This window comes from Oceanobacillus bengalensis, from assembly GCF_003628445.1.
In the GTDB taxonomy this organism is placed as follows: Bacteria; Bacillota; Bacilli; order Bacillales; family Amphibacillaceae; genus Oceanobacillus; species Oceanobacillus bengalensis.
In genome coordinates this window covers 23,595-48,691 of record NZ_RBZO01000030.1, presented here as the reverse complement: position 1 = coordinate 48,691, position 25,097 = coordinate 23,595, and the positions used below count along the sequence as shown (strand labels likewise).

General features: G+C 40.0%; 16 protein-coding genes and 1 pseudogene. 3 read left to right on the top strand and 14 right to left on the bottom strand.

The features are described 5' to 3' along the window. Positions 1 to 120: 120 nt before the first annotated feature. Entirely contained in the window at positions 121 to 753 is a 633-nt protein-coding gene (locus D8M05_RS20285; RefSeq protein WP_183072832.1) for a hypothetical protein, read from the top strand. A gap of 70 nt (positions 754 to 823) precedes the next feature. On the opposite strand, the gene D8M05_RS16110 is transcribed toward D8M05_RS20285, so the two are convergent. From D8M05_RS16110 to D8M05_RS16080, 7 genes are all read right to left on the bottom strand, one after another. After that, positions 824 to 3,088: a glycoside hydrolase family 65 protein gene (locus D8M05_RS16110; protein WP_121133636.1), complete on the bottom strand. Its 2,265-nt coding sequence runs from the start codon at positions 3,086 to 3,088 to the stop codon at positions 824 to 826. Next, the gene (gene pgmB, locus D8M05_RS16105) at positions 3,088 to 3,762 is read right to left on the bottom strand and encodes a beta-phosphoglucomutase (protein WP_121133634.1); all 675 of its coding nucleotides are present in this window, start codon (positions 3,760 to 3,762) and stop codon (positions 3,088 to 3,090) included. The genes D8M05_RS16110 and pgmB overlap by 1 nt, the downstream gene beginning before the upstream one ends. Positions 3,763 to 3,834: 72 nt before the next feature. Then, entirely contained in the window at positions 3,835 to 5,514 is a 1,680-nt protein-coding gene (locus D8M05_RS16100) for a glycoside hydrolase family 13 protein (RefSeq protein ID WP_121133632.1), read from the bottom strand. Between the two features lie 195 nt (positions 5,515 to 5,709). Then, positions 5,710 to 6,531, bottom strand: a complete 822-nt coding sequence (locus tag D8M05_RS16095; protein ID WP_121133630.1) for a carbohydrate ABC transporter permease — start codon at positions 6,529 to 6,531, stop codon at positions 5,710 to 5,712. A 2-nt stretch (positions 6,532 to 6,533) separates the two neighbouring features. After that, on the bottom strand, positions 6,534 to 7,394 hold the full coding sequence (locus D8M05_RS16090; protein ID WP_183072831.1) for a carbohydrate ABC transporter permease: 861 nt from the start codon (positions 7,392 to 7,394) through the stop codon (positions 6,534 to 6,536). An 860-nt stretch (positions 7,395 to 8,254) separates the two neighbouring features. Beyond that, positions 8,255 to 9,499 (bottom strand): ABC transporter substrate-binding protein, encoded by a 1,245-nt coding sequence (locus D8M05_RS16085; RefSeq protein ID WP_121133628.1) that lies wholly within the window; start codon positions 9,497 to 9,499, stop codon positions 8,255 to 8,257. Positions 9,500 to 9,814: 315 nt separating this feature from the next. After that, on the bottom strand, positions 9,815 to 10,828 hold the full coding sequence (locus D8M05_RS16080; RefSeq protein WP_121133626.1) for a LacI family DNA-binding transcriptional regulator: 1,014 nt from the start codon (positions 10,826 to 10,828) through the stop codon (positions 9,815 to 9,817). Positions 10,829 to 11,106: 278 nt separating this feature from the next. On the opposite strand from D8M05_RS16080, the gene D8M05_RS16075 reads away from it, so the two are divergent. Further along, positions 11,107 to 11,496: a hypothetical protein gene (locus tag D8M05_RS16075; protein WP_121133624.1), complete on the top strand. Its 390-nt coding sequence runs from the start codon at positions 11,107 to 11,109 to the stop codon at positions 11,494 to 11,496. A gap of 107 nt (positions 11,497 to 11,603) precedes the next feature. On the opposite strand, the pseudogene D8M05_RS16070 reads toward D8M05_RS16075, so the two are convergent. Next, a pseudogene (locus D8M05_RS16070) lies at positions 11,604 to 13,118 on the bottom strand (GH36-type glycosyl hydrolase domain-containing protein); the annotation flags it as partial. Between the two features lie 20 nt (positions 13,119 to 13,138). Here D8M05_RS16070 and D8M05_RS16065 point away from each other — a divergent pair. Continuing rightward, positions 13,139 to 13,375, top strand: coding sequence for a hypothetical protein (locus tag D8M05_RS16065; RefSeq protein ID WP_121133620.1), 237 nt, complete (start codon positions 13,139 to 13,141; stop codon positions 13,373 to 13,375). 186 nt (positions 13,376 to 13,561) lie between these two features. On the opposite strand, the gene D8M05_RS20840 is transcribed toward D8M05_RS16065, so the two are convergent. The 6 genes from D8M05_RS20840 to D8M05_RS16035 all read right to left on the bottom strand — a co-directional run bounded on the left by D8M05_RS20840 (position 13,562) and on the right by D8M05_RS16035 (position 25,095). Continuing rightward, positions 13,562 to 15,319, bottom strand: coding sequence for a family 43 glycosylhydrolase (locus tag D8M05_RS20840; protein WP_121133618.1), 1,758 nt, complete (start codon positions 15,317 to 15,319; stop codon positions 13,562 to 13,564). Positions 15,320 to 15,464: 145 nt separating this feature from the next. Continuing rightward, positions 15,465 to 17,234: a glycoside hydrolase family 2 protein gene (locus tag D8M05_RS16055; protein ID WP_121133616.1), complete on the bottom strand. Its 1,770-nt coding sequence runs from the start codon at positions 17,232 to 17,234 to the stop codon at positions 15,465 to 15,467. A 96-nt stretch (positions 17,235 to 17,330) separates the two neighbouring features. After that, entirely contained in the window at positions 17,331 to 18,875 is a 1,545-nt protein-coding gene (locus D8M05_RS16050; protein WP_245985451.1) for an arylsulfatase, read from the bottom strand. Between the two features lie 109 nt (positions 18,876 to 18,984). Next, the gene (locus D8M05_RS16045; protein ID WP_281271925.1) at positions 18,985 to 19,743 is read right to left on the bottom strand and encodes a TSUP family transporter; all 759 of its coding nucleotides are present in this window, start codon (positions 19,741 to 19,743) and stop codon (positions 18,985 to 18,987) included. A gap of 90 nt (positions 19,744 to 19,833) precedes the next feature. After that, a complete protein-coding gene (locus D8M05_RS16040) occupies positions 19,834 to 20,781 on the bottom strand; it encodes a formylglycine-generating enzyme family protein (RefSeq protein WP_121133612.1) in 948 nt (315 codons plus the stop codon). A gap of 180 nt (positions 20,782 to 20,961) precedes the next feature. Continuing rightward, positions 20,962 to 25,095 carry a carbohydrate-binding protein gene (locus D8M05_RS16035; RefSeq protein WP_121133611.1) on the bottom strand — a complete coding sequence of 1,378 codons (4,134 nt, stop codon included), beginning with the start codon at positions 25,093 to 25,095 and terminating at the stop codon, positions 20,962 to 20,964. Positions 25,096 to 25,097 lie beyond the last annotated feature (2 nt).

The following is a 25,097-nucleotide window of genomic DNA, read 5'->3' as shown; positions in this document are numbered from 1 at the left end:
CCTCCATATCAAATTGTATAAAGATGCTTGTTTTTCTATAGCTTGGTAATTCTGACTGAATCTTCTGCCTTGTATTTAAAAAACATTGTAACTTAATTTACACAGGATTTTGGACTTGACTTGCTGGCGCGCGATTTCCTCGTGCTGACGCGCGATTTTCTCGTGCCACCGCGCGATCTCCACGTGCCACCGCGCGATTTTCTCGTGATGACGCGCGATTTTCCCGTGCTGGCGCGCGATTTTCCCGGACTGACGCGCGATTTCCTCGGACTGGTGCGCGATTCCCACGGACTGACGCACGATTTCCTCGTGCTGACGCGCGATTTTCTCGTGCTGGCGCGCGATTTCCACGGACTGACGCGCGATTTTCTCGTGCTGGCGCTCGATTTTCCCGTGGTGGCGCGCGATTTCCACGTGCTGACGCGCGATTTCCTCGTGCTGACGCGCGATTTCCTCGGACTGGCGCGCGATTTTCCCGTGCTGCCGCGCGATTTCCTCGTGCTGGCGCGCGATTTTCTCGTGCTCCCGCGCGATTTTCTCGTGCCACCGCGCGATTTCCTCGTGCCACCGCGCGACTTCCTCGGACTGCCGCGCGATTTCCACCGACTAACGCGCGATTCCATCGTACACCCGGGCGACCCGATCTCCACGCACCGCCCGCGCGAACGCAACGTGCTTACTATCGTTCACCTTCTCACAAGGTGCCTGTCACCGTTCGGTTTTCGACAAATTCCAACAATCCTCGACAAGTGACAGGCACCCTCCAGGAAGGCACCCTCCACAGGGGCACCCTCCACAACCGCGTCCCGCTAAAAGGCACCTACTAAATTCGGACTTTAACTCCTAGATCTAGTAATATATCCTGCCCTTTATGACTTATCGTCAAAGCATCGCCTTCTTCAAGCACATATGTAACGGCATCTTTCTCCATTAATACCTGAATCAATCGCCCTTGATACCTTAAATGAAATGCCAATGAACCCCATGCTTCAGGTAATTGTGGCGCTAGGGATAGGCCACTTTCTTTCACACGCACGCCTGCAAATCCATAGACAATTGCAAGCCAGGCACCGCCCATATTTGCCATATGGAGGCCGTCTCTCGTGTTACCATGGGTATTATCTAAATCAAGCCGTGCTGTTTCATTGAAATAGTTGTACGCTTTATCCTTGTAACCCAATTTTGATGCCATAATACTGAACACACAATACGACAAAGATGAATCATGTGTCGTAATCTTTTCATAATAATCATAGGATTTCTTGATTGTTTCCGCATCCGTTTCATCTTCTAATAGAAAATGCGCAAGAACCGTGTCCGCCTGTTTACATACTTGATAGCGATACAATGTTAATGGATGGTAATTTAATAGAAGCGGGAATTTTTCCTTCGGTGTATGTTCAAGATTCCAGCGTTGTTTTTGTAAAAAGCTGTCATCTTGTGCTTGGATTCCCATGTCTTCATCATACGGAAGATACATCTTCTCACCAGCTTCCAGCCACGCATCCGCATCCGCTTCCGATAATGCCAACTTTTCAGCTAATCCATCCAATGTACCATCAACACGCAACCGTTCATATACTTTCTGTGCCCAAAGTAAATTATGCTTTGCCATGACATTTGTATAGTAATTATTGTTTACAATACACGTATACTCATCCGGCCCTGTCACATCATCAATTCGGAACACACCGTCTTTAAAATGCCCTGTATCAATCCAAAGCCTTGCCGTTTCAAACAGCACTTCCGCCATATAATCCTTCAAAAATTCCTCATCTTTCGTTACCAAATAATATTGAATGTAACTATACGCAATGTCCGCACTAATATGGTACTGCGCGGTTCCTGCTGGGAAATAGGCCGAGCTCTCCCCACCAGTGATCGTCCGCCATGGGAACAGTGCCCCCTGGCTGTGTCCCATCACGCGTGCACGCTCTCTTGCACTATCCAGAATCGAATATCGATGCAGCAATAGATTTTTCGCAATTTCAGGATTCGTCATAAGGAACACTGGGAAAATATAAATTTCCGTATCCCAGAAATAATGGCCCTCATAACCTTCACCAGAAAGGCCCTTCGCTGCTATATTACTAACAGGATCCTTCCCAACTGATTGTAACAGGTGATACAGATTGAAACGAATTCCCTCTTGCAAGCGCGAATCCCCTTCAATTTTCACATCTGAAGTCTTCCAAAAGGCATCCATGTAAACCTTTTGTTCATCTAACAATTCGTCAAAAGTCCGCTCCTGCAACTGCTGCTGAATCTCAACACCACGCGTGCCAACTGCTTCATGATGTCTCAATGTATCCGTATATACGTTATATTTCGTGAACTGAACCGCAGCCCCACTTGCCACATACGTCTCTTCAATCGCATAATCTGAAACTGCACGTTCATAAACATAATCCCCATCAACATCAACATGTGTAGTCGTTGTACAAACAACTTCTAAATTTGTTGTATAGGTTCTATCTTTAATAATGCTCAAGTTCCCCTCTTTTCGTACGTCCGTCACATTTAATCGTTTCGCATGTCCCGATGCAACGCGCGGATCATTTTTATCGACAAAATTAGATACATCGCCATTTACAGTTGAAACAATTTTCACCTGTTCGATTCCCTGAATGGGCGCAACCTTCACATCGATTGCAAATAATTCCCTCGTAACAAAAGAAATAAATCTTCTAAAATGAAGATTCGCTTCCTTTCCACTTGGTGATTTCCAGCGAATCACACGCTCTGCATAGCCTTTATCAAGATACAAATGACGCGCAAATTCCACTACTTCCCCGTCAAACAAGCTAAAGCGTTCTCCATCCAAATAAATAGCTACACCTTGTGCATCGATGACATTCAATAGCTTCTGCTGTTTATCTGGAAAACCATAAAGCTTCTCCCCATAGCTAATTTCCGTCTCATCATGGAAAGCGTTAATGTATGTACCGCGAATCGACTGTTCGCCTTCCTTGTAGCCTTCCTCAAAGTTCCCCCGTACACCAAGGTAACCATTCCCTAACGATAGAAGACTCTCATTGATTAAGAGATGGTGATGATCAAGCTCTGATTTCGTAATTTTCCATGTCATCAGCTGTCACTCCTTTCATTATAATGTGTGATAACCGAGTCAAAATGCAATGTCCCAGTATCCGCTACTATGTAATCCGCTTCCGACAAACTCAAACCAACACCAACAGCAAACATCCCTGCTCGCTTCAACGCTTCCACCCCAGCCTCAGCGTCCTCTACGCCAATACAATCCGCATAAGCAAAACCAAAGTAATCTGCAGCAGTGGTAAATGTTTCAGGGTCTGGCTTCCCTTTCGAAACTTGGGCAGCATCAACAATATAATCAAAGTAATCTGTTAATTCCAGCTGCTCCAACACCATCTTGGCATTTTTACTAGCTGAGCCGAGCGCAATTTTGATTCCGTGTGCTTGAATATCTTTTAACAACGACTCCATCCCAGGCAAAATATGGGCTGGCGTTACTTCTGCAATGAGCTTTATATAATGCTCATTTTTTTCCGTTGCAAGACGTTCCTTTTCATCGGCCGATAGACCGCCCAACGCAGGATCTAACGCTACTATTTTCTCCAATGAATCCATTCTACTAATGCCCTTTAATTGCTCATTAAATTCTCGATCAATCGTTACACCAAGCCCATCAGCCAGTTGCTTCCAAGCTAAATAATGAAATTCCGCTGTATCTGTAATGACACCGTCAAGGTCAAAAATAAATGCGGATGGATGTTTTGCCATGTATTGTTCCTCCTAATCCGATAGCAGCGAACCCCCAAGCCAGAGGTGGTTGGGGGACTGCTTTTTCTCCTATTATTTTCCTTTAAATACCCTTGCTTCGTATGGTCTTAATGTGAATGAACGGTAATCGCCATGCCCTGTTTCTGGATAATTGCTAATCAGCTGCTCCTGCGCTTCAAAAGCAACATCATGAGGAAGCTCAAATCCAACATTTTCCCCACTAAAGTTCGTGACAACGAGTAATTTTTCCCCTTCATATGTGCGGGTATATGCGTAAAGCTTATCATGTTCAGGTAAAATTAAAGTGTAGTCTCCGTACACAATGATTGGGTGTTTCTTACGCAATTGGATAAGCTCGCGGTAATAATGATAGATCGAATCCTCATCTGCTACCACTTGCTCTGCGTTGATTTCTTTGTAATTTTCGTTTACTTTGATCCACGGCTCGCCTGTTGTAAATCCAGCATTTTCTGACGCATCCCATTGGACAGGCGTTCTTGCATTGTCGCGACCCTTCACATAAATCGATTCCATTACTTTCTTAGGGTCAGCACCTTCTGCAATTTTTTCCTTATACATATTTAAAATTTCAATATCCTTATAATCATCAATCGAGTCGAATTTGATATTTGTCATACCAATTTCTTCCCCTTGATAAATGTACGGTGTCCCTTGAAGCATATGCAGGAACGTTCCAAGCATTTTAGCCGAAATAACGCGATATTCCTTGTCATCCCCAAATCGGGAAACGATACGTGGTTGATCATGATTATTCAAATACAAGCTATTCCAGCCAACACCATTAAGCCCTGTTTGCCATCTAGAGATACTTGTTTTTAAGTCACGCAAATCTAACGGCTTCAAATCCCATTTTCCGTTTGGACCAGAATCTAAATCCATGTGCTCAAATTGGAACACCATTTGCAGTTCTTTCCGTTCTTCCCCCGTATAATCCTTCGCCTGTTCGACACTTACACCAGGCATTTCGCCGACTGTCATGATGTCATATTTCGACAGAACCTCTTCATTCATTTCTTGTAAAAATTCATGAATACGCGGCCCATTCATAAAGTATTTGCTTCCACCGACATATTTCTTGCCCTCTGGATTTGGTGCATCAGGAAGACCAGGTACTTTGGAGATAAAGTTAATTACATCCATACGGAACCCGTCAATTCCTTTCTCCAACCACCATTCCATCATGTCGTATACTTCCCTGCGCAGTTTCGGATTTTCCCAGTTAAGATCTGGTTGTTTTTTACTAAATAAATGTAGGAAATATTCATCTGTTTGTTCATCGTATTTCCATGCTGACCCACTAAACGTTGATGCCCAATTATTTGGCTCTTTCCCGTCTTTTCCTGGACGCCAAATGTAGTAATCACGGTATGGATTGTCCTTCGATTTACGAGATTCCTGGAACCACTGATGCTCATCGGATGAGTGGTTGACAACAAGGTCCATCATCAGTTTCATGCCGCGATTATGGATTTCCTCAAGCATTTCTTCCCAATCTTCCATCGTCCCAAATTCATCCATGATTGCTTTATAATCGGCAATATCGTACCCATTATCATCATTTGGTGACTTATATACTGGTGATAACCAAATAACGTCGACCCCAAGCTTTTTTAAGTAATCCAATTTCTCCGTAATCCCTTTTATGTCACCAATTCCATCGCCATTACTATCATTAAAACTTCTCGGGTAAATTTGATAAACAACTTGCTCTTTCCACCATTGTTTCTGCATGATGTAAATTCCTCCTAAAGTGTTTTTTTATTAATTGTTACTATTGAGATAAGATGCGAATTAATTTGAGATAATGGTCTTCCTACCGTTCCGGCAATACACTGAGTTTAACAAAAGCAAAAGTCAGCAACCCTTCTTCTATGTACCCAAACTAGCAGCTTCCCTCCATACTGAGGGAAGCTACCATTTATTTTTTTATTTAATCGAACCACGCATAACGCCACCGATAATCCATTTCTGTGCAAAAATGTAGATGAGAATCATTGGTAACATTGCCATTAAGTAAGATGCAAAAGCAAGGTTATAATCCGTGCTAAATTGCCCTTGGAATGCATATTGTACAAGTGGCAATGTATATTGACTCGAATCACTTAGGATAACGAGTGGCAACATGAAATCATTCCATGCAGCTAGTGCTGTAAGAATCGCAACTGTTGCATGCATTGGTTTCATTAATGGGAAAATAATTTTCCAGAAAACCTGCCATGTGCTCGCACCATCAATGATGGCCGCTTCTTCCAATTCTTTCGGTATCGTCTTCACAAATCCAACGTAAATAAATACATTAAACGCCAATTGCATTACAGCATTCAAGATTGCTAGTCCAATAATATTATCCATACCCCACATAGCTGTTTGTTTTACTAAAGGAAGCATGATGATAGGAAACGGAATAAACATCGCACTGATAAAATAGAAATAAAGGAATTTATAAAACTTCTTATGCATATTTCTTGCGATCGCGTAGGCAACAAGGGAATGCGTAAGTAATACTAAAACAACCGTGATTACCGTAACAAACACACTATTTCCTAATGCCTGGAAGAAATTCGTCATTTCAATTGCATCAAGGAAGTTTTGAATCGACCATGATTCTGGTAAAGCAAATAAATTACCTGACATCTCTTGAGGTGTCTTAAATGCAATTGTAATTGTTAAATAAAGTGGTAGGATGATGAATAATCCACCAAGTATTAATAATGTCGTTATTTTCCAATTGATTTTATTTCCTACCATCTTTATTTCACCTCTCTTCGTTCAAGTACACGTAGTTGAATAATCGAAATTGCAACGATGACGATAAAGTAAATAACCGCATTCGCTGATTGGTATGCAAATTCTCCACCTTGGAACCCACCACGATAGATGAGTAGGGAAATGGATTCGGTTGCTTGACCAGGTCCACCACCCGTTAAAGCGACAATTTGGTCAAATGCCATTAAGAAGTTCTTCATTGCAACAACCATGTTAATCGTAAAGAACGGTGCAACGAGTGGGAAGGTAATTTTCCAGAATTTCGCCCAAGGTCCTGCACCATCAATGTCTGCCGCTTCATAAACTTGTTGATCAATGGTTGAAAGACCAGCTAAATAGAGAAGGGTATTAAATGCAGTTGATTGCCATACCGCAACAATAACAATTCCAATCCAAGCTAAATCTGGACTACCTAAAATATTTGAGGAAAGGAATTCAATGTTTAATAGTTGACCAATCTCCGGAAGTAAGTGTGTAAACATAAATTTGAAGATATAACCAACAATTAACACACTCAAGATATATGGCAAGAAGTAGGTTGCCCTTAGTGTCTTGCGGAATTTAATGTTAGCATTAAGTCCAATTGCAATTAATAAACTAATTATATTTACAAGTACCGTAGAAACGATAGCAAATTGAAAGGTAAAACCGTATGCACCTAGCGCACGACCATCTTGAAATACATTTAGATAGTTACTAAGTCCTACAAAATCCCACGTTCCATACCCTTTATAATCAGTAAAACTATAGAAAATTCCCTGTATAACTGGATATGTATGAAAAGTGAAGAATAATAAAAATGCAGGAATAACCATTATCATAAATGTGCGCTTCTTATTCACCATGATAATCTCTCCTCGTTTTAATGTTGGTTTGAGCTTTTCTTTTATAAGCTGTGTGTGTGAATTCCTTAGGTTCTAGACCGCTTGGGAGTGCTCTGGGTTTGTAAATGACTTGATGAGCTCTCTCTAGATTGTTTCGGAGAGCTCATCGCCACAAAAGCATCTTGATACGCCCTCTCTAGTTCATTTGGGGCCGATCATGCTCCAAAAGTATCTTGATACCCGCTCTCTAGTTCGTTTGAGAGCGCTCATAGCTACGAAAGTATCTTGATACGCTCTCTCTAGTTCATTTGGGGCCGATCATGCTCCAAAAGTATCTTGATACGCTCTCTCTAGTTCTTTTGAGAGCGCTCATAGCTACGAAAGTATCTTGATACGCTCTCTCTAGTTCATTTGGGGCCGATCATGCTTCAAAAGTATCTTGATAAGCCCTCTCTAGTTCGTTTGGGAGCGATCATGGCTTCAAAAGCATCTTGATACGCCCTCTCTAGTTCGTTTGGGGCCGATCATGGCTACGAAAGTATCTTGATAAGCCCTCTCTAGTTCGTTTGCACCCGCTCAAGACTCCAAAAGTATCTTGATACGCCCTCTCTAGTTCGTTTGGGGGCGATCATGCTCCAAAAGTATCTTGATAAGCCCTCTCTAGTTCGTTTGGGGCCGATCATGGCTACGAAAGTATCTTGATAAGCCCTCTCTAGTTCGTTTGCACCCGCTCAAGACTCCAAAAGTATCTTGATATGCTCTCTCTAGTTCATCCGGGAGCACCCATGACTCCAAAAGTATCTTGATACGCTCTTCCAAGACCAAGTTATCGTAATCCGCTACAATCTAAACCAACTATCCCTAAAAGCCCTACCAATAATTTATCTGTTAATAACCTTATCCCACTCATTATCTAATGTTTCAAGTCCTGCTGCTTTATCTCCACTAATAAGGAATTCTTGAACTAAGTTTTCTGTACCCATACCTGCTGGGTAGTAATGGTCAACGAAGCTTGTTAGTGTTCCTTCTTCAAAGTGTTTTTGGATTCCTTCAAATACTGGATCCTCTTGATATACACCTTCAACAGCAGAGAATGCTTTTTGTTCTTCAATATATGTTTTTGCTGTTTCTTCACTAATCATGAACTCAATAAATTTCAATGCTTCTTCTTTGTGTTCTGTTGTTTCACTCACTGTTAACGCAACGTCTACACCAGAAACCAAGTTATTGTTCGCAGCATCATCATTTGATGGAAGTGCAAATGTACCTAATTGAACATCTGGATTTGTTTTTAGAATTTCAGGAATTGCCCAGTTACCTTGGATGTAGAACACACCTTCACCATTAGCGAATGCGCTATTTCCATCACCATAGCCAATACCAAAGTTATCTGCATGTCCATAGTTAAGCAGTTCTAACATTTTGTCTGCAACTTCATCATACTCTTCTACAAATGTTGCTTCACCAGCAGTTTTTCTTTCTGCAAAATCGTCTGCTACTAAGTTACCTGCTACACCGTTCCAAACAGACATTCCAGTCCAAGCTTCTTGTAGTGTAAAGTAAATCGGTGTTTCGCCAGCATCTTTCGCTGTTTCTAATGCTGCAACAAATTCATCCCAGTTTGTTGGGATTTCAATGCCTAATTCTTCCACTTTTTCTTTGTTGTAAATAACGGTGTTTGCATTTGTTGCATATGGGATACCATATGCTGCATCATCTTCAGGACCTACTAATTGGCTTAGCATGTCAACATATGATGATTGAATTTTACCAATCGATTCAGAATCCGTGAAATCATGGAAAACGCCTTCTCTTGCTAATTCACCATAAGTTGCATTTCCACCGATTGACATGATGTCAGGCAAATCGTCTTTCGTTAATCTTGTTTTCAAAACGGTCTCTGCTTCTGGCGGTGCTTCCAGATTAATATCGATATCTGGGTTTTCCGCTTCGAATTTCTCAATTAATCCATTATATGTGTCAATACTTTCGGATTTATTGGAGAAAAGCTCTAGTTGTACCTTTCCATCTGCGCTCTCTCCTTCATCTCCGCCACCACCACAAGCAGTTAGAAGTAATGATGATCCGATAGTAACGGTTAATAATCCTTTAACGATTTTATTCATTGTTGACCCTCCAGTTGTTTTATAGTTATTGTCTTTCTAAATTGATTAATTATGCGCCTAGTTTCGAGGCGCCTGTTGTGATACACCTGTTAAGCTGCCTGTCTTCGCTCACCTTTTCGACATCCTTCGACAAGTGACAGGCACCTCCGCGGCACCGCCGTTTGCCCGTACTAAAACGTTTACGTAATTTACGTAAAAAAGTCTTTATAAAACCATATAGTTACAGATGATTAAATACAATCTACTAGAGTTATAATCCCACTTCAAACACAAATCTTTTACGTAAACGTTTACGTAAAATGTAAAAAAAGTGAGTCACGCTTTCGTGACGTTTTTTACACTTTTCCTTTCCACAATTTCATGTGGAAAAATACGACTTTCTACAGTTTGTTTCTTTTCAAACATTTCAAACACCATCTCTGTTGCCTTTTCGCCCATTTCATACAATGGCTGACCTACAGTCGTTAGTGGTGGAATACTCATTTCTGCTATCGTTAAATTGTCATATCCAATTACTGATAGTTGTTCAGGTACGCGGATGTTCATCTGGTATGCTGTTGAAATAATACCTAAAGCAATTTCATCACTTGCTGCAAAAATAGCTGTCATATCAGGTAGCTGTTTTTGCAAGTTATGAAAGCCACTAACACCATCTTCAAAACTAAATCCATCTTCACAAACAACGTGATTGTCTGAAACAGGTAATTCATACGCTTTCATTGCTTGGAGAAAACCATCGATTCTTGGCTGACCAGCAACCAAATCTTCCTTTTTTCCACTAATCATTCCAATCGTTTTGTGACCATTCTTGATCAGGTATTCTGTCGCTGAGTACGCTGCATGCTTGTCATTTACCTTAACGAATGGTACAGGAAACGTATACGACTCGGTTGAAAGAAGCACCATCGGTATATTCATTTTTTTCACAAATTGGTAGTATTCTTCTTTTAACGTTTCACTTGTAAAAATAATTCCATCCACTTGTTTTTCATGAAGTAACTGCAAATATTGCATCGTTTTCTGACCATTGGACTCTGTGTGACAAACAATGACACTCGAACCATATTGGTGTGTCGTATCCTCTATCCCTCGAATGATTTCATTCATTAACATACTTGATATCTTGGGAAGCAATACTCCAATCGTATGTGTCCGTTTATTAATGAGACCCCTTGCAATACTGTTCGGGTGATAACCCAACTCTTCTATTACTTTCAAGACTATCTCTTCCGTCTTTTTCGAATAGCCTGGTTTATTATTTAAAATTCGTGATACTGTTGCAATTGAAACATTCGCCTTCTTTGCAACATCTTTAATTGTAATAGACATTTTGTAGTTACCCCTTCAATAATAAGTAAACGTTTACGCAACCTATATTAGCATAACTTGAAAGCGGATGCAACATTTTTTTTGCGGGATGCCTTTTTTTGGTGGTCCCCTTTTACGGTGCCGTTTAAAGGTGCCTGTCACCGTTCGGTTTTCGACATTTCTCGACAGGTGACAGGCACCCGAAGAGGCACCTGAACAGGCACTGGAATATTTTTTAGTAATATTCTTACCACTATAAAAATATGTTTTATAGACATGCTTATTGAGGAGGGATTATCATGAGTACGACAACCAAAGTTTCAAAGGATATGATTGAGCGTTATTTTGACCTTAGTAAAATGAAAAAGGAAATTGAATCCGAGATGAATCAATTAAAGGATGCCTTTCATATATATTTTGATAGCGCGGTTGGCTCTAATAAGAAAGGTGAAGTACTAGAAGGGAAGTATAAACTCCAAAGGCAAATACGAAAAACGGAGAAATTCCAAGAGGAAGACACCGTGAATCGGCTAGAAGAGTTAAAACTGAATGACTTGATAAAAGTGGTGAAAAAGCCTGATGACGCTAAGATTAAAGGTGCAATTGACCTGGGATTGTTAGAAGAGAACGATCTTGAAGGTTGCCGAGTTGTTAGTTATTCGAAGGTTATTGTGGTGCGGGAGGTTTGAGTTAGTGCCAGGCGCTTTTGGGTGCCTGGCACTGTTTTGATACAAGGTGCCTGGCACTGTTCGATTTCCGACAAATTCCGACAAGTGACAGGCACCTAAAAGGAGTCTTACATATAAATATCTATTACATTTTTATCGTTTGTAAGTAGATTTTCTAAGTCTTTTTGTTTAACGAAGAATCCGCCTTCTCGATATGGGTTTGCTAGTAATTCAGTTTCTACTACCATTCCATTAATAACTACTTGTTGTTTCGTTCCATCTAAGTGATAGTTAAATATAATCGGACGATTCATGAAAGTAAATTCAAATTCCAAACCATCTAGTTCTACCGGTAATACTGGATCAATGACTAAGCTTCCTTGTTTTCTCCGTATTCCTAGGGCATTTGAAATTAATTGGTTCATATAAATTCCAGGACCGCTTGAGTAGATTCTCCATCCACCTTTTACTTGAACGGAGCCATCACGTAGTTTTCCAAAATGTTCTTGTGCATCGTAGCGTGTATTGAATTTCCCATCCGAGCTGCTGAAATATGCATTACTTTGTCTGATTTCGGCATTTGGTACAACCTCTTGAATCTGTATCGGATTAATTGTAGCTAACCCACTCCACACTTCATCACGATGTCCCATTTTTGCCATAGCTTCTACATACCGAATATGCGCATGCACATACTGTAAGCCTACTTCTCTCCCAAAGTTGGATGCTTGTTCCGCACGTTTGAAATGTGTACTTACACCTCCAGTATAGTTTGCTGGACGGTTCATCAATCGAACACCGTCTGGGAAGAATAAGTGTTCTTTTATAATTTGGTAATGCTTATCCGCTTGCTCACAGTCAAATAATTCACTAATGATGCTTTGTTGCATTGGCAACAAGCGATAATGAATTCCCGTTTTTGTATCGGTCGGATGAAGCATTAATTCCACGTCATCAGGATCTTCCATATAGACAAAACCAGGGATCACATCAGATTGAAGGATATAATCATTAAAATCTTGTTTTATCCCTTCTGCCATACCATATAGCTCGTTTGATGTTTCCTTATCCACTTGCGCTAGAACATTTGCCATTTTACTAACTGCTTCATAGGTCAACGCAACTGTCCAACTTGAAACCATATATTGTTTCAAATTTTGGTTTGCTGGTTGAAGGGTATCATCCCAGTCCCCATCATCATAAGCAGATAGGAATGTATCATGCAGAAAATGTTCCTTGATATATTCCACTTCTTTTTTCACATGATCAAGAATGGATACTTCCTCATTGGTAAACGTGAAATCTTCTGGATTCGTATAAGGGACCCTTTCTTTCAAAACATCGTAATCATGTGATGCTTCGATGTAGTCACTAACCACTTTAAGTGGCCATACGATGATATCCCCATGGCTATCTTTTTGCTGAACATGTAAATATTTATCGAACATAAACCATTGTGGCCAGTTTCCATTATCCTCATATTGATGAGAATATGTTGTTTTGATAATTTCACGAACGGCTTCATCATGTTGTGTAGCCATAAAGTACTCTGCAGGGCCTTGGCTTACATCCCGCGTTCCCCATGCAGCACCACCATATTGCTCCAAGCCGTGCGGCACGGAAAAATGTACTAGCATATTGTGGTATTTATCGGAGGTGCAATATGGAAATAGATTTTAGTCCATTAGAGAGTTCGTTAAATACGATAGGTTTTGGCTTGATTAAAACTTTTGGAATACCTTTTATCGGAGCCTTATTAATTGGTTTTTTACTACGTTTGATTAAGGCCCAAGGAAAATTATATACCAATAGCTTCATTGTCATTTATATACGGGGTCTATCAAATGTTTATAATCATAGAAATTTAATTAAATACCAAAAGGTGCCTGTCACTCATTAGAATATTCGACAAACCCAACAAGTGACAGTCACCCAGGGTTAAAAAAACAATATAAATTACTTTATATTCACCTTTCCTCACTTTTCTAGATATTCTGTCGAGAGGATTAACTGGCTTTCTCCGACAGAACAAATTGATGAAATAGCATAAGTGAATCTCTCTTTGGTTTTGAGTCCCATTATTTTTTTATTTTAAAACATATAGTAACCACATTTGTGCTATGCCACCAGGCAGATTTTCCCAAGTACCAACATTTGCTCCGCTATCAATACTAGCTCCACTTACATCCAATGCCTCTCCGTTGTACAAATTGATCAATTTGAAGTAACCCTGACCTACATGTGCAATTTCCCACTTTTGAGAAGCTGAATCCTTCCATTTTTGAATATTTACACTTACTGATTGCCCTGTTTGGTCGTTTCCTAAAGATAAAACATTGCCACTTTCAGGATTTATAATTTTATATGTTCCTTGTCCCAATTCGACCAATTTCCATATCTGAGAAGTGCTGCTATCATCAGACTCCCATGTTCTAACATTATTCGTTCCATCATCCATAATATCTAATGCTTTACCACCATTTGGATTAATCAATTTGTAGTCTTTTCCTGATTCGATTAAAAATGGTACTTCTCCGGAAATCTCAATATAGTCAATTTCGACGATATGTTCTTTCTTCATAAATTTGATTGTGTTGTTGTAGCCTTTATTGAGATCAACTTTCATTGTAACCTCTTTGAATTTTCTATTACCTGTATTAGGATATGACAGTATTGAAGCAGGCCTCCCGTTAACATGTACATCGTTTGTGGCATCTGCGCTAGCATCATTAGAATACTTAACAGTCATCGTATATGTCCCAGCCTCCGGAACATTTACATCTTCAATTAGCAAGTGGCCGTTTTTATTATTAAGAGAGACCGTTTTCTTGTTTGAGACATCTTCCACTTCATTTAATTTTGTGTTGTACATCGTACCGTGTTCCGCTTCAAATCGATATTCACCAGATGGGACTTCTATTGGCCCAATTAAAGGTACACCCAAATTCGGAGTGCCATCATCATTCCAGGTAAACTTCTGCACCCTTGTTGGGCGGGCTGTGCAGCCTTGTCCAGGACCACTGTTTCCATGGTACACAATCCAATCTTCCTTACCATCTTTAGATTTAACAAATGAGTTGTGTCCAGGATTATAAACCCCATTTTCCTCCGATTTGCTAAATACGGGTACTGTTGACTTCGACCAAGATTTCTGGTCTAATAAGTTACTATTCTCGGAAGTGGTTAACATACCAATTGCATAATCGTCTTCCCAGCAAGCGCTAGCAGAATAGACGAGAAATATTTTCCCATTTCGCTTAAGGATTACAGTTCCTTCGTTGACATCCATTCCTTTCTTTTCCCAGTCATATTCAGGATAGGTTAATATGACGTTTTCTCCTTTTAATGTCCACGGGTTAGACATTGGTGCAATTGCAACTGCGCTACCATGCTTTCCAGACCAGTCACCATATGCACCATACAAAAAATATAATAGACCCTTATGTTCAAATATTGATCCATCAAGTCCACTGTATTGGGTGTTTACCTTTCCTTTCTCTACCCATTCTCCTTTTAATGGATCAGCAGAGGCGTTTTCAAGTACGTAAACGCCACGACATTGATCTCCACACCCCGTGTTTGCCGTATAGTAGATATACCATTTACCATTATAATGATGAATTTCCGGAGCCCAAATATCCTTTAAATTTGCAGGCTTCTTCCAAACTGTTTTTCGCTCACCTAGGTCAATTCCTGTGAGAGTCCTTGACTTCCATATATCAATACGATTCCTTAAAGTACGTGTAAAGTAATAGTATCCGTCTGAATGTAACATTACATATGGATCTGCACCAGCTGTGTTAATTGGGTTTAAAAACTTAGAAGTGGATGCATCTTTAATCATTTCTCCAACAAACCCTTCTACAAAATATTTTAGTTATACAATGCACACCGACACGTTTTAAGTATACTTTCAATATTCAGCTAATAAAAACCACAATAAAGGGTTGTCAAACTTTATGAACAACCCTCTATTTTATCTTCATCTACTATTTAATTGAATCATTGACTGCCTTTATCTTTTCTAATTCTATCTTAGGTGTTCGATCTTCTTTCAATAACCCGTTAATTTCTTGTTGAACATCTGTTGTTTGTGTGTAGCAGTAGCCAGTTATATAAGGTATCGATTTAATCGCATCTGTGATCTTACGGTATCGGTTTAAAAATTCTTCCTCTGTATTCACCTGATTTCCGTATCCCCAGCCGCTTTCATCGTTAAACGCAATTCCGCCATATTCGGTTATCATAACAGGCTGTCCTTTATATTCGTAACCATTTGCAAATGCATACTTATGTTTATTATGAGGTATTTCATTATTCAAAATTTTATCTTTGTCTTGATAACGTTCCAAGAATGCTTCCCCAAGTTCTTCATAATCATGAAGTGCAATAATATCTGAAATCGTGTGTTCCCAGCCATCGTTTACAATAACCGGACGCTGTGAATCAATGGACTTTGTTAAATAGTATATAGACTCCGTAAATTGCTGCTGCTTTCTATCGGTTGAAATATTTGGGATTCCCCACGATTCATTAAATGGCACCCAAGTAATGATGGAAGGATGATTATAATGCTGTTGAACGATTTCTAGCCACTCTTTCGTAAAGTTTTCGATAGCCTCATCCGAAAACTCGTACGTAGCAGCCATTTCTGACCAGACAAGTAAACCTTTTTTGTCACACCAATATAAAAAGCGTTCATCCTCCAGTTTTTGATGTTTACGGACCCCATTGAAGCCCATCTCAATCGTTTTTTCAATATCTTCTATCATTGCGTCATCCGATGGAGGTGTAAGCATCGTATCTGTCCAGTATCCTTGATCTAAAAGGAGTTTTTGGTAGATTGGTACGTTATTAAGTAGTACTTTTCCATCCTTAATGGAAATTTTTCGCATACCAAAATAGGAATCTACTTCATCTATTAATCTCCCATTCTCATATAATCGAAATGTAACATCATATAAATTAGGATGCTGTGGTGTCCAGTGCATTACTTTCCACTCATGTAGATCAGAATGAATGTCCACTCCAAAGCTCATGCTCGAACGATCTGGTGTCATTGAAAATTGTTTCACCGTTTCACCAGCAAAACTGATTGTTGTTTCTAAAGCCCAATCCTCACTAAATGAACCGCTCAATGCGTAATCAAAATGAACAGAATGCGCATCGAAATTAGGAGTGATTTTCACATTGTCAATACTAGCTTCGTTTAGGAACTCCAGCCAGACCGTTTGCCATATCCCTGTAGTCTGTACATACCAGCATCCGAAGTTTTCATCTCTCCACCGTTGTTTTCCTCTTGGCTGGTAGCAGCTCATACTATCTTCTACTTTTACAACAAGTTCGTTCTTCTGCTTATAGTCAACTTCATTCGTAATATCAAATGAAAAAGCAGCATTCCCACCAATATGATTACCAATATATTTACCATTAACCCATACCTTCGTTAAATAATCCGATGCCTGAAATCTCAAGATTGTCCGTTTTCCTATTTCATCTTCTGGAATTTCAAATGTCCTTTGATACCAGACATTGGGATGGAATGCCTCTTCACCAATTCCACTTGCCTTTGTTTCATACGTAAACGGTACCTGAATATCCGTTGTAAAACTGGGTTGATTCGTCCATTGTTCTTTCTCACCAATATTCTCATCATCAAATGCAAACTTCCAAGTTCCATTCAAGTTTTTCCATGAATTTCTTTGAAATTGTGGACGTGGGTATTCTGTTCTTTGATAAGTTGCAATTGTTTTTGTCATGTAAATCTACTCCTTTTATGGTTTTAATGATAAAACAAAATAAATACCTTTTTAATCAGATTAATACTTCAATATCAAGCCCATATTAATTAACAATCAATTCACTTTAGAACGCGGATATACGTCCGTTCTATCAGCCCATTCCTTCCACCTTTGCTTCAACTTTTCTACCAGTTCGGGATAATCATTTGCCAGATTATTCATCTCTGTCCGGTCATTATTCATGTTGTATAACTCCCAGTCTCTTTCTTTTATTTTCACAAGCTTCCACTCACCATCACGAATGGCACAATGCTCCTCATGTTCGAAACACAATGTTCGAGGTTCGGTTGGCTCTCCTTTGAAAACAGGCAGTAAGCTCTTTCCTTCCATTGGGAGTATTTGATGTCCTTGGTATTCCTTTGGATACGTAGCTCCAGTAATATCAACAAATGTTGCCATAAAATCAATAAAGTGGCCTGAATAGTGATCAATCTCTCCACTTCGTTTTATCTCTTCTGGCCAGTGGACAATTAATGGCGTACTAATTCCAGCTTCATGGGAATAGTGCTTATACATGCGAAATGGCGTACTGGAAGCATTTGCCCAACCAGACCCGTAACTATGATAAGAGTCGGGTCCTCCCATCCGATCCAAATCCTCTTTTCGATGCAAAATATTTGAAGTCGTTATCCAATTGTCAAATCCCCACGGGTCCCATTCTGCACATGCTCCGTTATCGGAACAAAACAGTATCAATGTATTTTCAAGTTCATTGTTATCCCGAAGATTTTCGATCACCCGACCGATATTCTGGTCCATACGGTCTACCATGGCAGCATATATTGCCATTCGCCGTATCAAATCTTTTTTCCTATCTGGATCAATGGTTTCCCAGGCTGGATTAACCCCACTAATATTACGATCACGATCCCAATATTCAGAGCGTGGGGGCAACTGCATATCCTCATCCACTGTCTGTAATTGTTTCATTCGTGCTAGCCGTTCTTCCCGTATCTTATCCCAGCCTTTTTCATATCGTTTTTCATATTTGAGAATGTCTTCTTTCGGTGCCTGCAACGGAAAATGTGGTGCATTATAGGATAGATATAGAAAATAAGGCTGTTCATCGCCGCGAGACTCCTCGATGAAATCTAATGCATGATCCGTAATTGCATCTGTAGCATAAAATTCACCCTCGGAATAGCTTCGTTCTGGTCGACCTTCAGGTAAGCGAACATAGTTTTTCTTGTCCCAAAAACTTGCAAATCCTCCTAATAATCCATAAAAGTCATCAAACCCACGTTCAATTGGCATACGTTCCCCAACATGCCATTTGCCTGATAAATAGGTGTGATAGCCACCTTCTCTTAATACCTCTGCAAGGGTGACACTCTGGTCTTTCAAATAACCACGGTATCCTGGTGTTTCCAGGTCCTCATCCATTAACCCTATACCAGCTTGATGTGGATATAATCCAGTTAAGAGAGAAGCACGGCTCGGGCAACAGCGAGCTGAATTATAAATTTGGGTGAAGCGTAACCCTTTCTTAGCCAATTGATCCAGATTTGGTGTACTGATTTCACCTCCAAAACTACCTAAATCAGAAAATCCTAAATCATCTGCTAATATTAACAATATATTCGGTTTATTTTTCACCATTTCCACCCCTCCAAGTTTGAAAATTATCATCTAACATGCAATAACTCTTAGGTTCTATTATTCACTGAAATGCCAGCCAAAGAATTCCATTCATTCTTCCAACCGCCAATCACACTCCTTTTACCAAGTTATAAATATTTACTAACACAATAACTAAAATTGTAAGGCTAAAAATACTTCTAATTGCCTTGCTGGATAGCCGAAACAGTAGAATATTCCCAGCACATCCACCAGCTATTCCTCCGATAATCATATATGGAAGCATAGTCAGGTCTATCCCCTGAAAGCTGGTAGTGAAAGTCACCAATACTAACGATGCGAACTGTGAAAAGAATATAATGAATGTCGAATTAATTACAGCTTCTCTACCAGTCATTGAAAATAGCAATGCAAGTATAGCAACATTTAAGGGGCCACCTCCAATCCCTAGAAATGCGGATAGCAGGCCCAATAGGAGTCCAGTTGAAAAGATTATGACTTTATTCGTAATCTTGTAACTCGTTACAAATCTATCCAATTTAAAATAGACATAGATGATTATCAATAATAATGCTAGTAATCCTGATTGTATGATACCAATCATATCGGCTGACTCTAGATTAACCACATAAAAATTAAACACACCTTTGCCAATCAGACCACCTATTATCGATCCTGCAGCAATCAATAAGCTAACCTTGAAATCTACCTTTTCTTCTGTTGTTTTCATGAGTACCAATGACATAGTGGACATTGCCATAACGGTTGATGCAGATAAGATCCCGATTGTTTCCAGATCGTAATGTCCAGCAAAATCCAGAACTGGCTTGATGATTGTCCCTCCACCTAAACCAGCCATTGCACCAATTACGGAAGAAATAAATCCGATTAGAAAATATAGAATAACTATTTATATCATCTCCGTTTGGCAGAACAATCTAATGATATCGTTTCGCTCTGGAAGCCCTGTCCGTCTATTTCATACATCACTTACACAACGAAAACCTATATTCCCTGCTGAGCTGTCCATCGTATTGGAACTCCTTGCAGCTACACGATAACGATTGCAATAGGATTTATGGCATAGATAAGATCCACCGCGCATGCTCTTCTGAGTCTGGTTATTTATTTGCTTTGAATCTTCTATATCCTTACTGAACCAATCTGAACACCATTCCCATACATTTCCGGACATATTATAAAGCCCATAATTATTTGGAGGAAACGACTTTGCGGGCGCTGTACCTAAATAGCCATCTTCTTTTGAATTATACTGCGGAAACTTTCCCTGCCAAATATTGCAGTAATGCTTTCCATCTGGCGTCAGCTCATCTCCCCAAGGATACTTTTTCTGTTCAAGCCCACCACGAGCAGCAAATTCCCATTCACGCTCTGTCGGCAGCCGCTTTCCAGCCCATTCGCAAAAAGCAGCAGCATCATACCAGGTTACCTGTACGACAGGATGATCCAAACGCTGCTCAATCGTCGACCCTTTTCCTTCTGGTTGATACCAAAAAGCATCTCTCACAGCATACCACCATGGCACGTCTTGTAATTGCTGTTCATTGTTCAATTGCTCAAGAGTCAAAAATTCATGAAACACAAAGGACCAGCCGAACTTCTCAGCAACTGTCTGATAACTCGTTTCTTCAACAAATCGTTTGAATTCCCTGTTACTAACGGCATGACTATCTATGTAAAACGGTTCCACCTTTACATTTCTTACTGGACCTTCCCTGTCAGACGGAAACCCCTCGTTATCATCCGTTCCCATTAAAAATTCGCCACCAGGTATATACACCATTTTGTCTTTAAATCTGACAGTTTCTCCCCGGTAATCTGAAGGGGAAATTTCATGATGATGTTTAGAAATATCCGATCTGTTTACAGAGCAACATGAACGTGTTTCTTTCTCCTTCGCTCGCATTCGCCACAACCCCTTTAAGTTAAGTCGTTTCATATGAAAATGGTGGACGCCTTTTTTGCATATAAGAAGTGTACCTGGATGGAATATTTAACGTTCTCCCGTAATTTCATAATAATATGTTAAACATATACATCCAGGGTTGATATCAAAATTACTGACTCCTTCAAGGAAATATGTGCATCATTCCTGCTCTAACGAAACGATTAAGCTGTTAGCATCTGCATAGAATTCTTCATATACACGTACAGGAACATTAGCTTTATTTTTTTCCAGGTGCTCAAGGAAATCACTCAGATGTTTACTTGCCTTATCCAGATCACCTTTATCCTTATGATGCTGTGATTGTTTTAATTTGTTATGCAGTTTCTTATAAAGTGAGTTATTGATATTGCCTGTATCCCTGTTTAATTCAAGTGACTTCTGTAATGAACCCAGACTTGGTTCGATAGGTTTCACAAGGAAATTATCATACTTTGCATTACTAAAATGGCTTCTTACCCCAACCTTACCGTGAGTAAATGCAGTAATACTATTGTCGGTATAATCAATTTTGGGATTGTTCATATCTCCCACATATACTTTAATGTTCGAACCAATCACAACTACTTTCATATGCTGCCAAGTGTCTTCTATATCAGTCATTTCTGTACCTGTCAGATACTCCCAATTGTAATTTTGCTTTCCAAGATGGACTCCTTCATCATTCAGATATGCAACATAGCCCTGCATAAAATCAGGATTATTCTGAGCTCGTTCCATCCCATTTGCTGGATTATTTACTCTAAAAATAATCCCCCCATCTCCAACACCATCAACAAGTTTAATATCTGCTTCTACACGATAATCCTTCCATTCCTTTTCACCTATTACAGACTTCCCAAAAGTTCCTGAACTTGACGTATATATGCCCTCGGTTTCGGTTTCATTCGTATCTTCCTCTGTACCCTCATAGAATTCTATACTGTGAAAATCAAATTCCCCATTCACTGTTTCTACCGTAATCGAATGGTTACCTTTAGGAAGGGAGATATCTTCCTTAACAACATCGGACCAATTATCCCATTCTCCTGTACGGGGAACATCGATAACTCCTGTAAGGTCGATGTCGTCATCAAGCCACAACCTCACCTGAGCACCTTCCAAGTTCGTTGCTACATTCATCTTCATGTTAAAATTACCACTCTCGTCTATATTTACATTGTATTTATACCATTCTCCTGTCTGATTCCATCCAATAGTATACGTCCCGTCCGGATGGTTTCTGATGTCGACACCATCCTGCCTGTAAATATGACCGATATTTTCAGCAGTGTTGTCATGATAAGCAACGCCTTCTCCGCCTGTTATATAATCAACTGCCATCACTTTACCTGGCAGGCTTTTATATTCATCAAACGTTTGGAAAATCATTTTTGAGAAGTCGAACTCTCCTCGAACTGCCTCAACCCTTAGCGTATGCTTGCCTTTTGGTAAATTAACATCCTTTACTGTAATCGTTTGCCAATTATTCTTATCACCACTGTTCGGGATATCAATAACTTCTGTCAGTTCTGTATCATCCAAGACTACTTTTAATTGGGCATTATCCTGTGTGGAGGCAACAATCAAATCAATACCGTAATTACCTTCTTCTGCTATATCAACGTTATAGTTGAGCCATTCTCCTTTTTCATAGTTTTCAACAGCAAAGCCATCATCAGCTGTCGAACGGATATCTACACTATCGTTACGATATTCTCCACCACTATTTTCATCTGTATTATCATGATAGGCTACTCCTTCGCCACCTAGATTATAATCCTCAGCCTCGATTACTCCAGGCAATGGTTTATGGATATCATAAGAAGTGAAACTGAATCCAGAAAAATCGAACTCTCCATTAACAAACTCAACTGTGATCGTATGCTCACCCTCTGGTAGGGTTATCCCTTCCTTTGTTATAGGCTGAAAGTTATTCCAATCTCCTGTACTCGGAACATCTATGACACCTGTTAAATCAATTTCATCATTTAGCCATAATCTTACTTTTGCCTCCGTAAAAGTGGTTGCAGCATTAAGCCTTAAATTATATAGGCCGTTTTCTTTTACATTGACATTGTATTTTAACCATTCATCCGTCTGATTCCAGCCAACAGCAGTACCACCTTGTGGCCTATTCCGAATATCAACGGCATCCCCTCGAAGGGCTCCTCCAATATTTTCAGGTGTCGTGTCGTGATAGGCTACTCCTTCGCCCCCCGACTTATAGTAGGCGGCTTCTATTACTCCAGGTAATGGTTTAGGGGTATCAAAAACACTTGGTGCATCTGAATTTGTACCCACCTTCCAGAAACCATCATGTGGTGTCCAACCATCATCACTTCCATCGTTAAAGTCATCGAAGAGAACAGATACAATTTTGCGCTTATTAACACTCATACTTGCAAAATCAAATTCTCCTTGGACAACTTCCACCTTAATCGTGTGATTCCCTTCTGGCAAAGAAACCCCATCAATGAATATGTTCTCCCATTGATCACTACCTCCAGTATTTGGAACCGGAACAACACCTGTTAAATCCGTATCGTCATCTAACCAAAGCCTGACCCGGGCGTCCTCCTCCGATGTTGCTACCCTTAAACTGACGTCGTATCCGCCACTTTCCTCTATATTGGCATTATATTTCAGCCATTCACCTTCCTGATATGAACTTATTTTAAAGCCGCCCTCAGGATTTGCTTGAATGTCTACGCTATCTTGTCTGTACTCCTCATTCCTCTCATTTGTAATTTCATGATACGCTTTCCCCTCACCACCAGTATTATAATGGACGGCTTCAATGGAACCTGGTAAAGGTTTGTATGCATCATACGCACTGCTTCCGTCTACTTTACTACTGGAAGCAATAAAACCAAATTCTGCATGAACATCGGAAGTGGTATAACCTATTTTCCCACCACTCAGTCCACTAATTTCTCTCGTTTGTTTTAACATTCCATCGACATATATTCGAAATTCTGTGTCTGCTTTTTCCACCCTTATTTGATGCAGGTAAGAATAATCGTAATCAGACGGAAGTTCAGAAGTTTCCCAACCCTGATCAACTCCATCTACCCGAAAAAATGTTTCAAGTCTATTTTTATTAGGACTTAATACAGCTATTCCATAGTTATCTTCATCGGAATAAGAAAATACTGCACCAAATCTTGGATTGGAACTGGAACCTTGATTAATCATTTCCGCATTAAATTCTGCAGTATAGTTTTCTTCAGTAGTGTTTGCTGTAACCTGCCGATACCACTTCGTATCACCAATGGATTCCTGTTGTAACCAATCGTTTGAAATACTCCAGTTTCCCCCATTTACCGTTAACCAATCATTTCCTATTTCACTACGCCCGAAACGATCACTGAAATCCGGCATATCAGGATTTTGTTGTTTAAAAGTCGTTGGTCCAAGTAAAAGCATTTTGTCACCATTCCAGACAATTCGATCGAGATTCGTTTCACGGCCGGGATTTGCATGACTATGATATACCATATAATGTGTGTCCAGATCAGGACCACGGACGATTGAATTGTGACCCAGTCCAACATGTGAGCCTTCCGTGTTAATCAAAATAGGATTTTGCCCTGTTTCGTTTGTAAATCCTTCTATTGGTGAATCACTGCTGCCATAATCAACCCGATATGCTTTATTCCAAATATGATTTCCCGTATATGTCATAAAGTACTTTCCATTTCTTTTCAGTACTGTTGATCCCTCAGTCCAGCCATTCATTGATGCTCCCGTATCGATAGCCTCCCCAAATGTATATGGGTCGTCCATAGGTCTTGCCATAATGCTATTCGTGCCAGTACTATAAAAATACCACTGACCATCATCATCGATAAAAACACTTCCATCGATCCCCATGCCTAAATTGTTAGTCTCCTTAACAAAAGGCCCAAGTGGACTAGAACTTTTATAAACGTAATGTCCATTTCCACCTGGAGATGTGTACATATAAAAAGCTCCATTCCAATACGTTACCTCAGGTGCATATGCCGCTTTTGTACTAGGCTCTTCTGTAACTAGCCCACCATAGGTCCAGTCGATTAAATCCGTCGACCACCATGCCTTCACTCCACTTTTATCGTCCACGGTACTCGCATAAAGATAATATATTCCATTGTGCTTTAGAATATATGGATCACCTTCCCCATAAAAGTCTCCATGATCCCATACCCAAGAATCTGGTATATCCAAAGGGTTACTATATGAAAAAGATGTTTGTGGTGCATACAAGATACTGCCAAATGCTGCTACAACTAGCAGTGAAATAATTTTTTTCATAG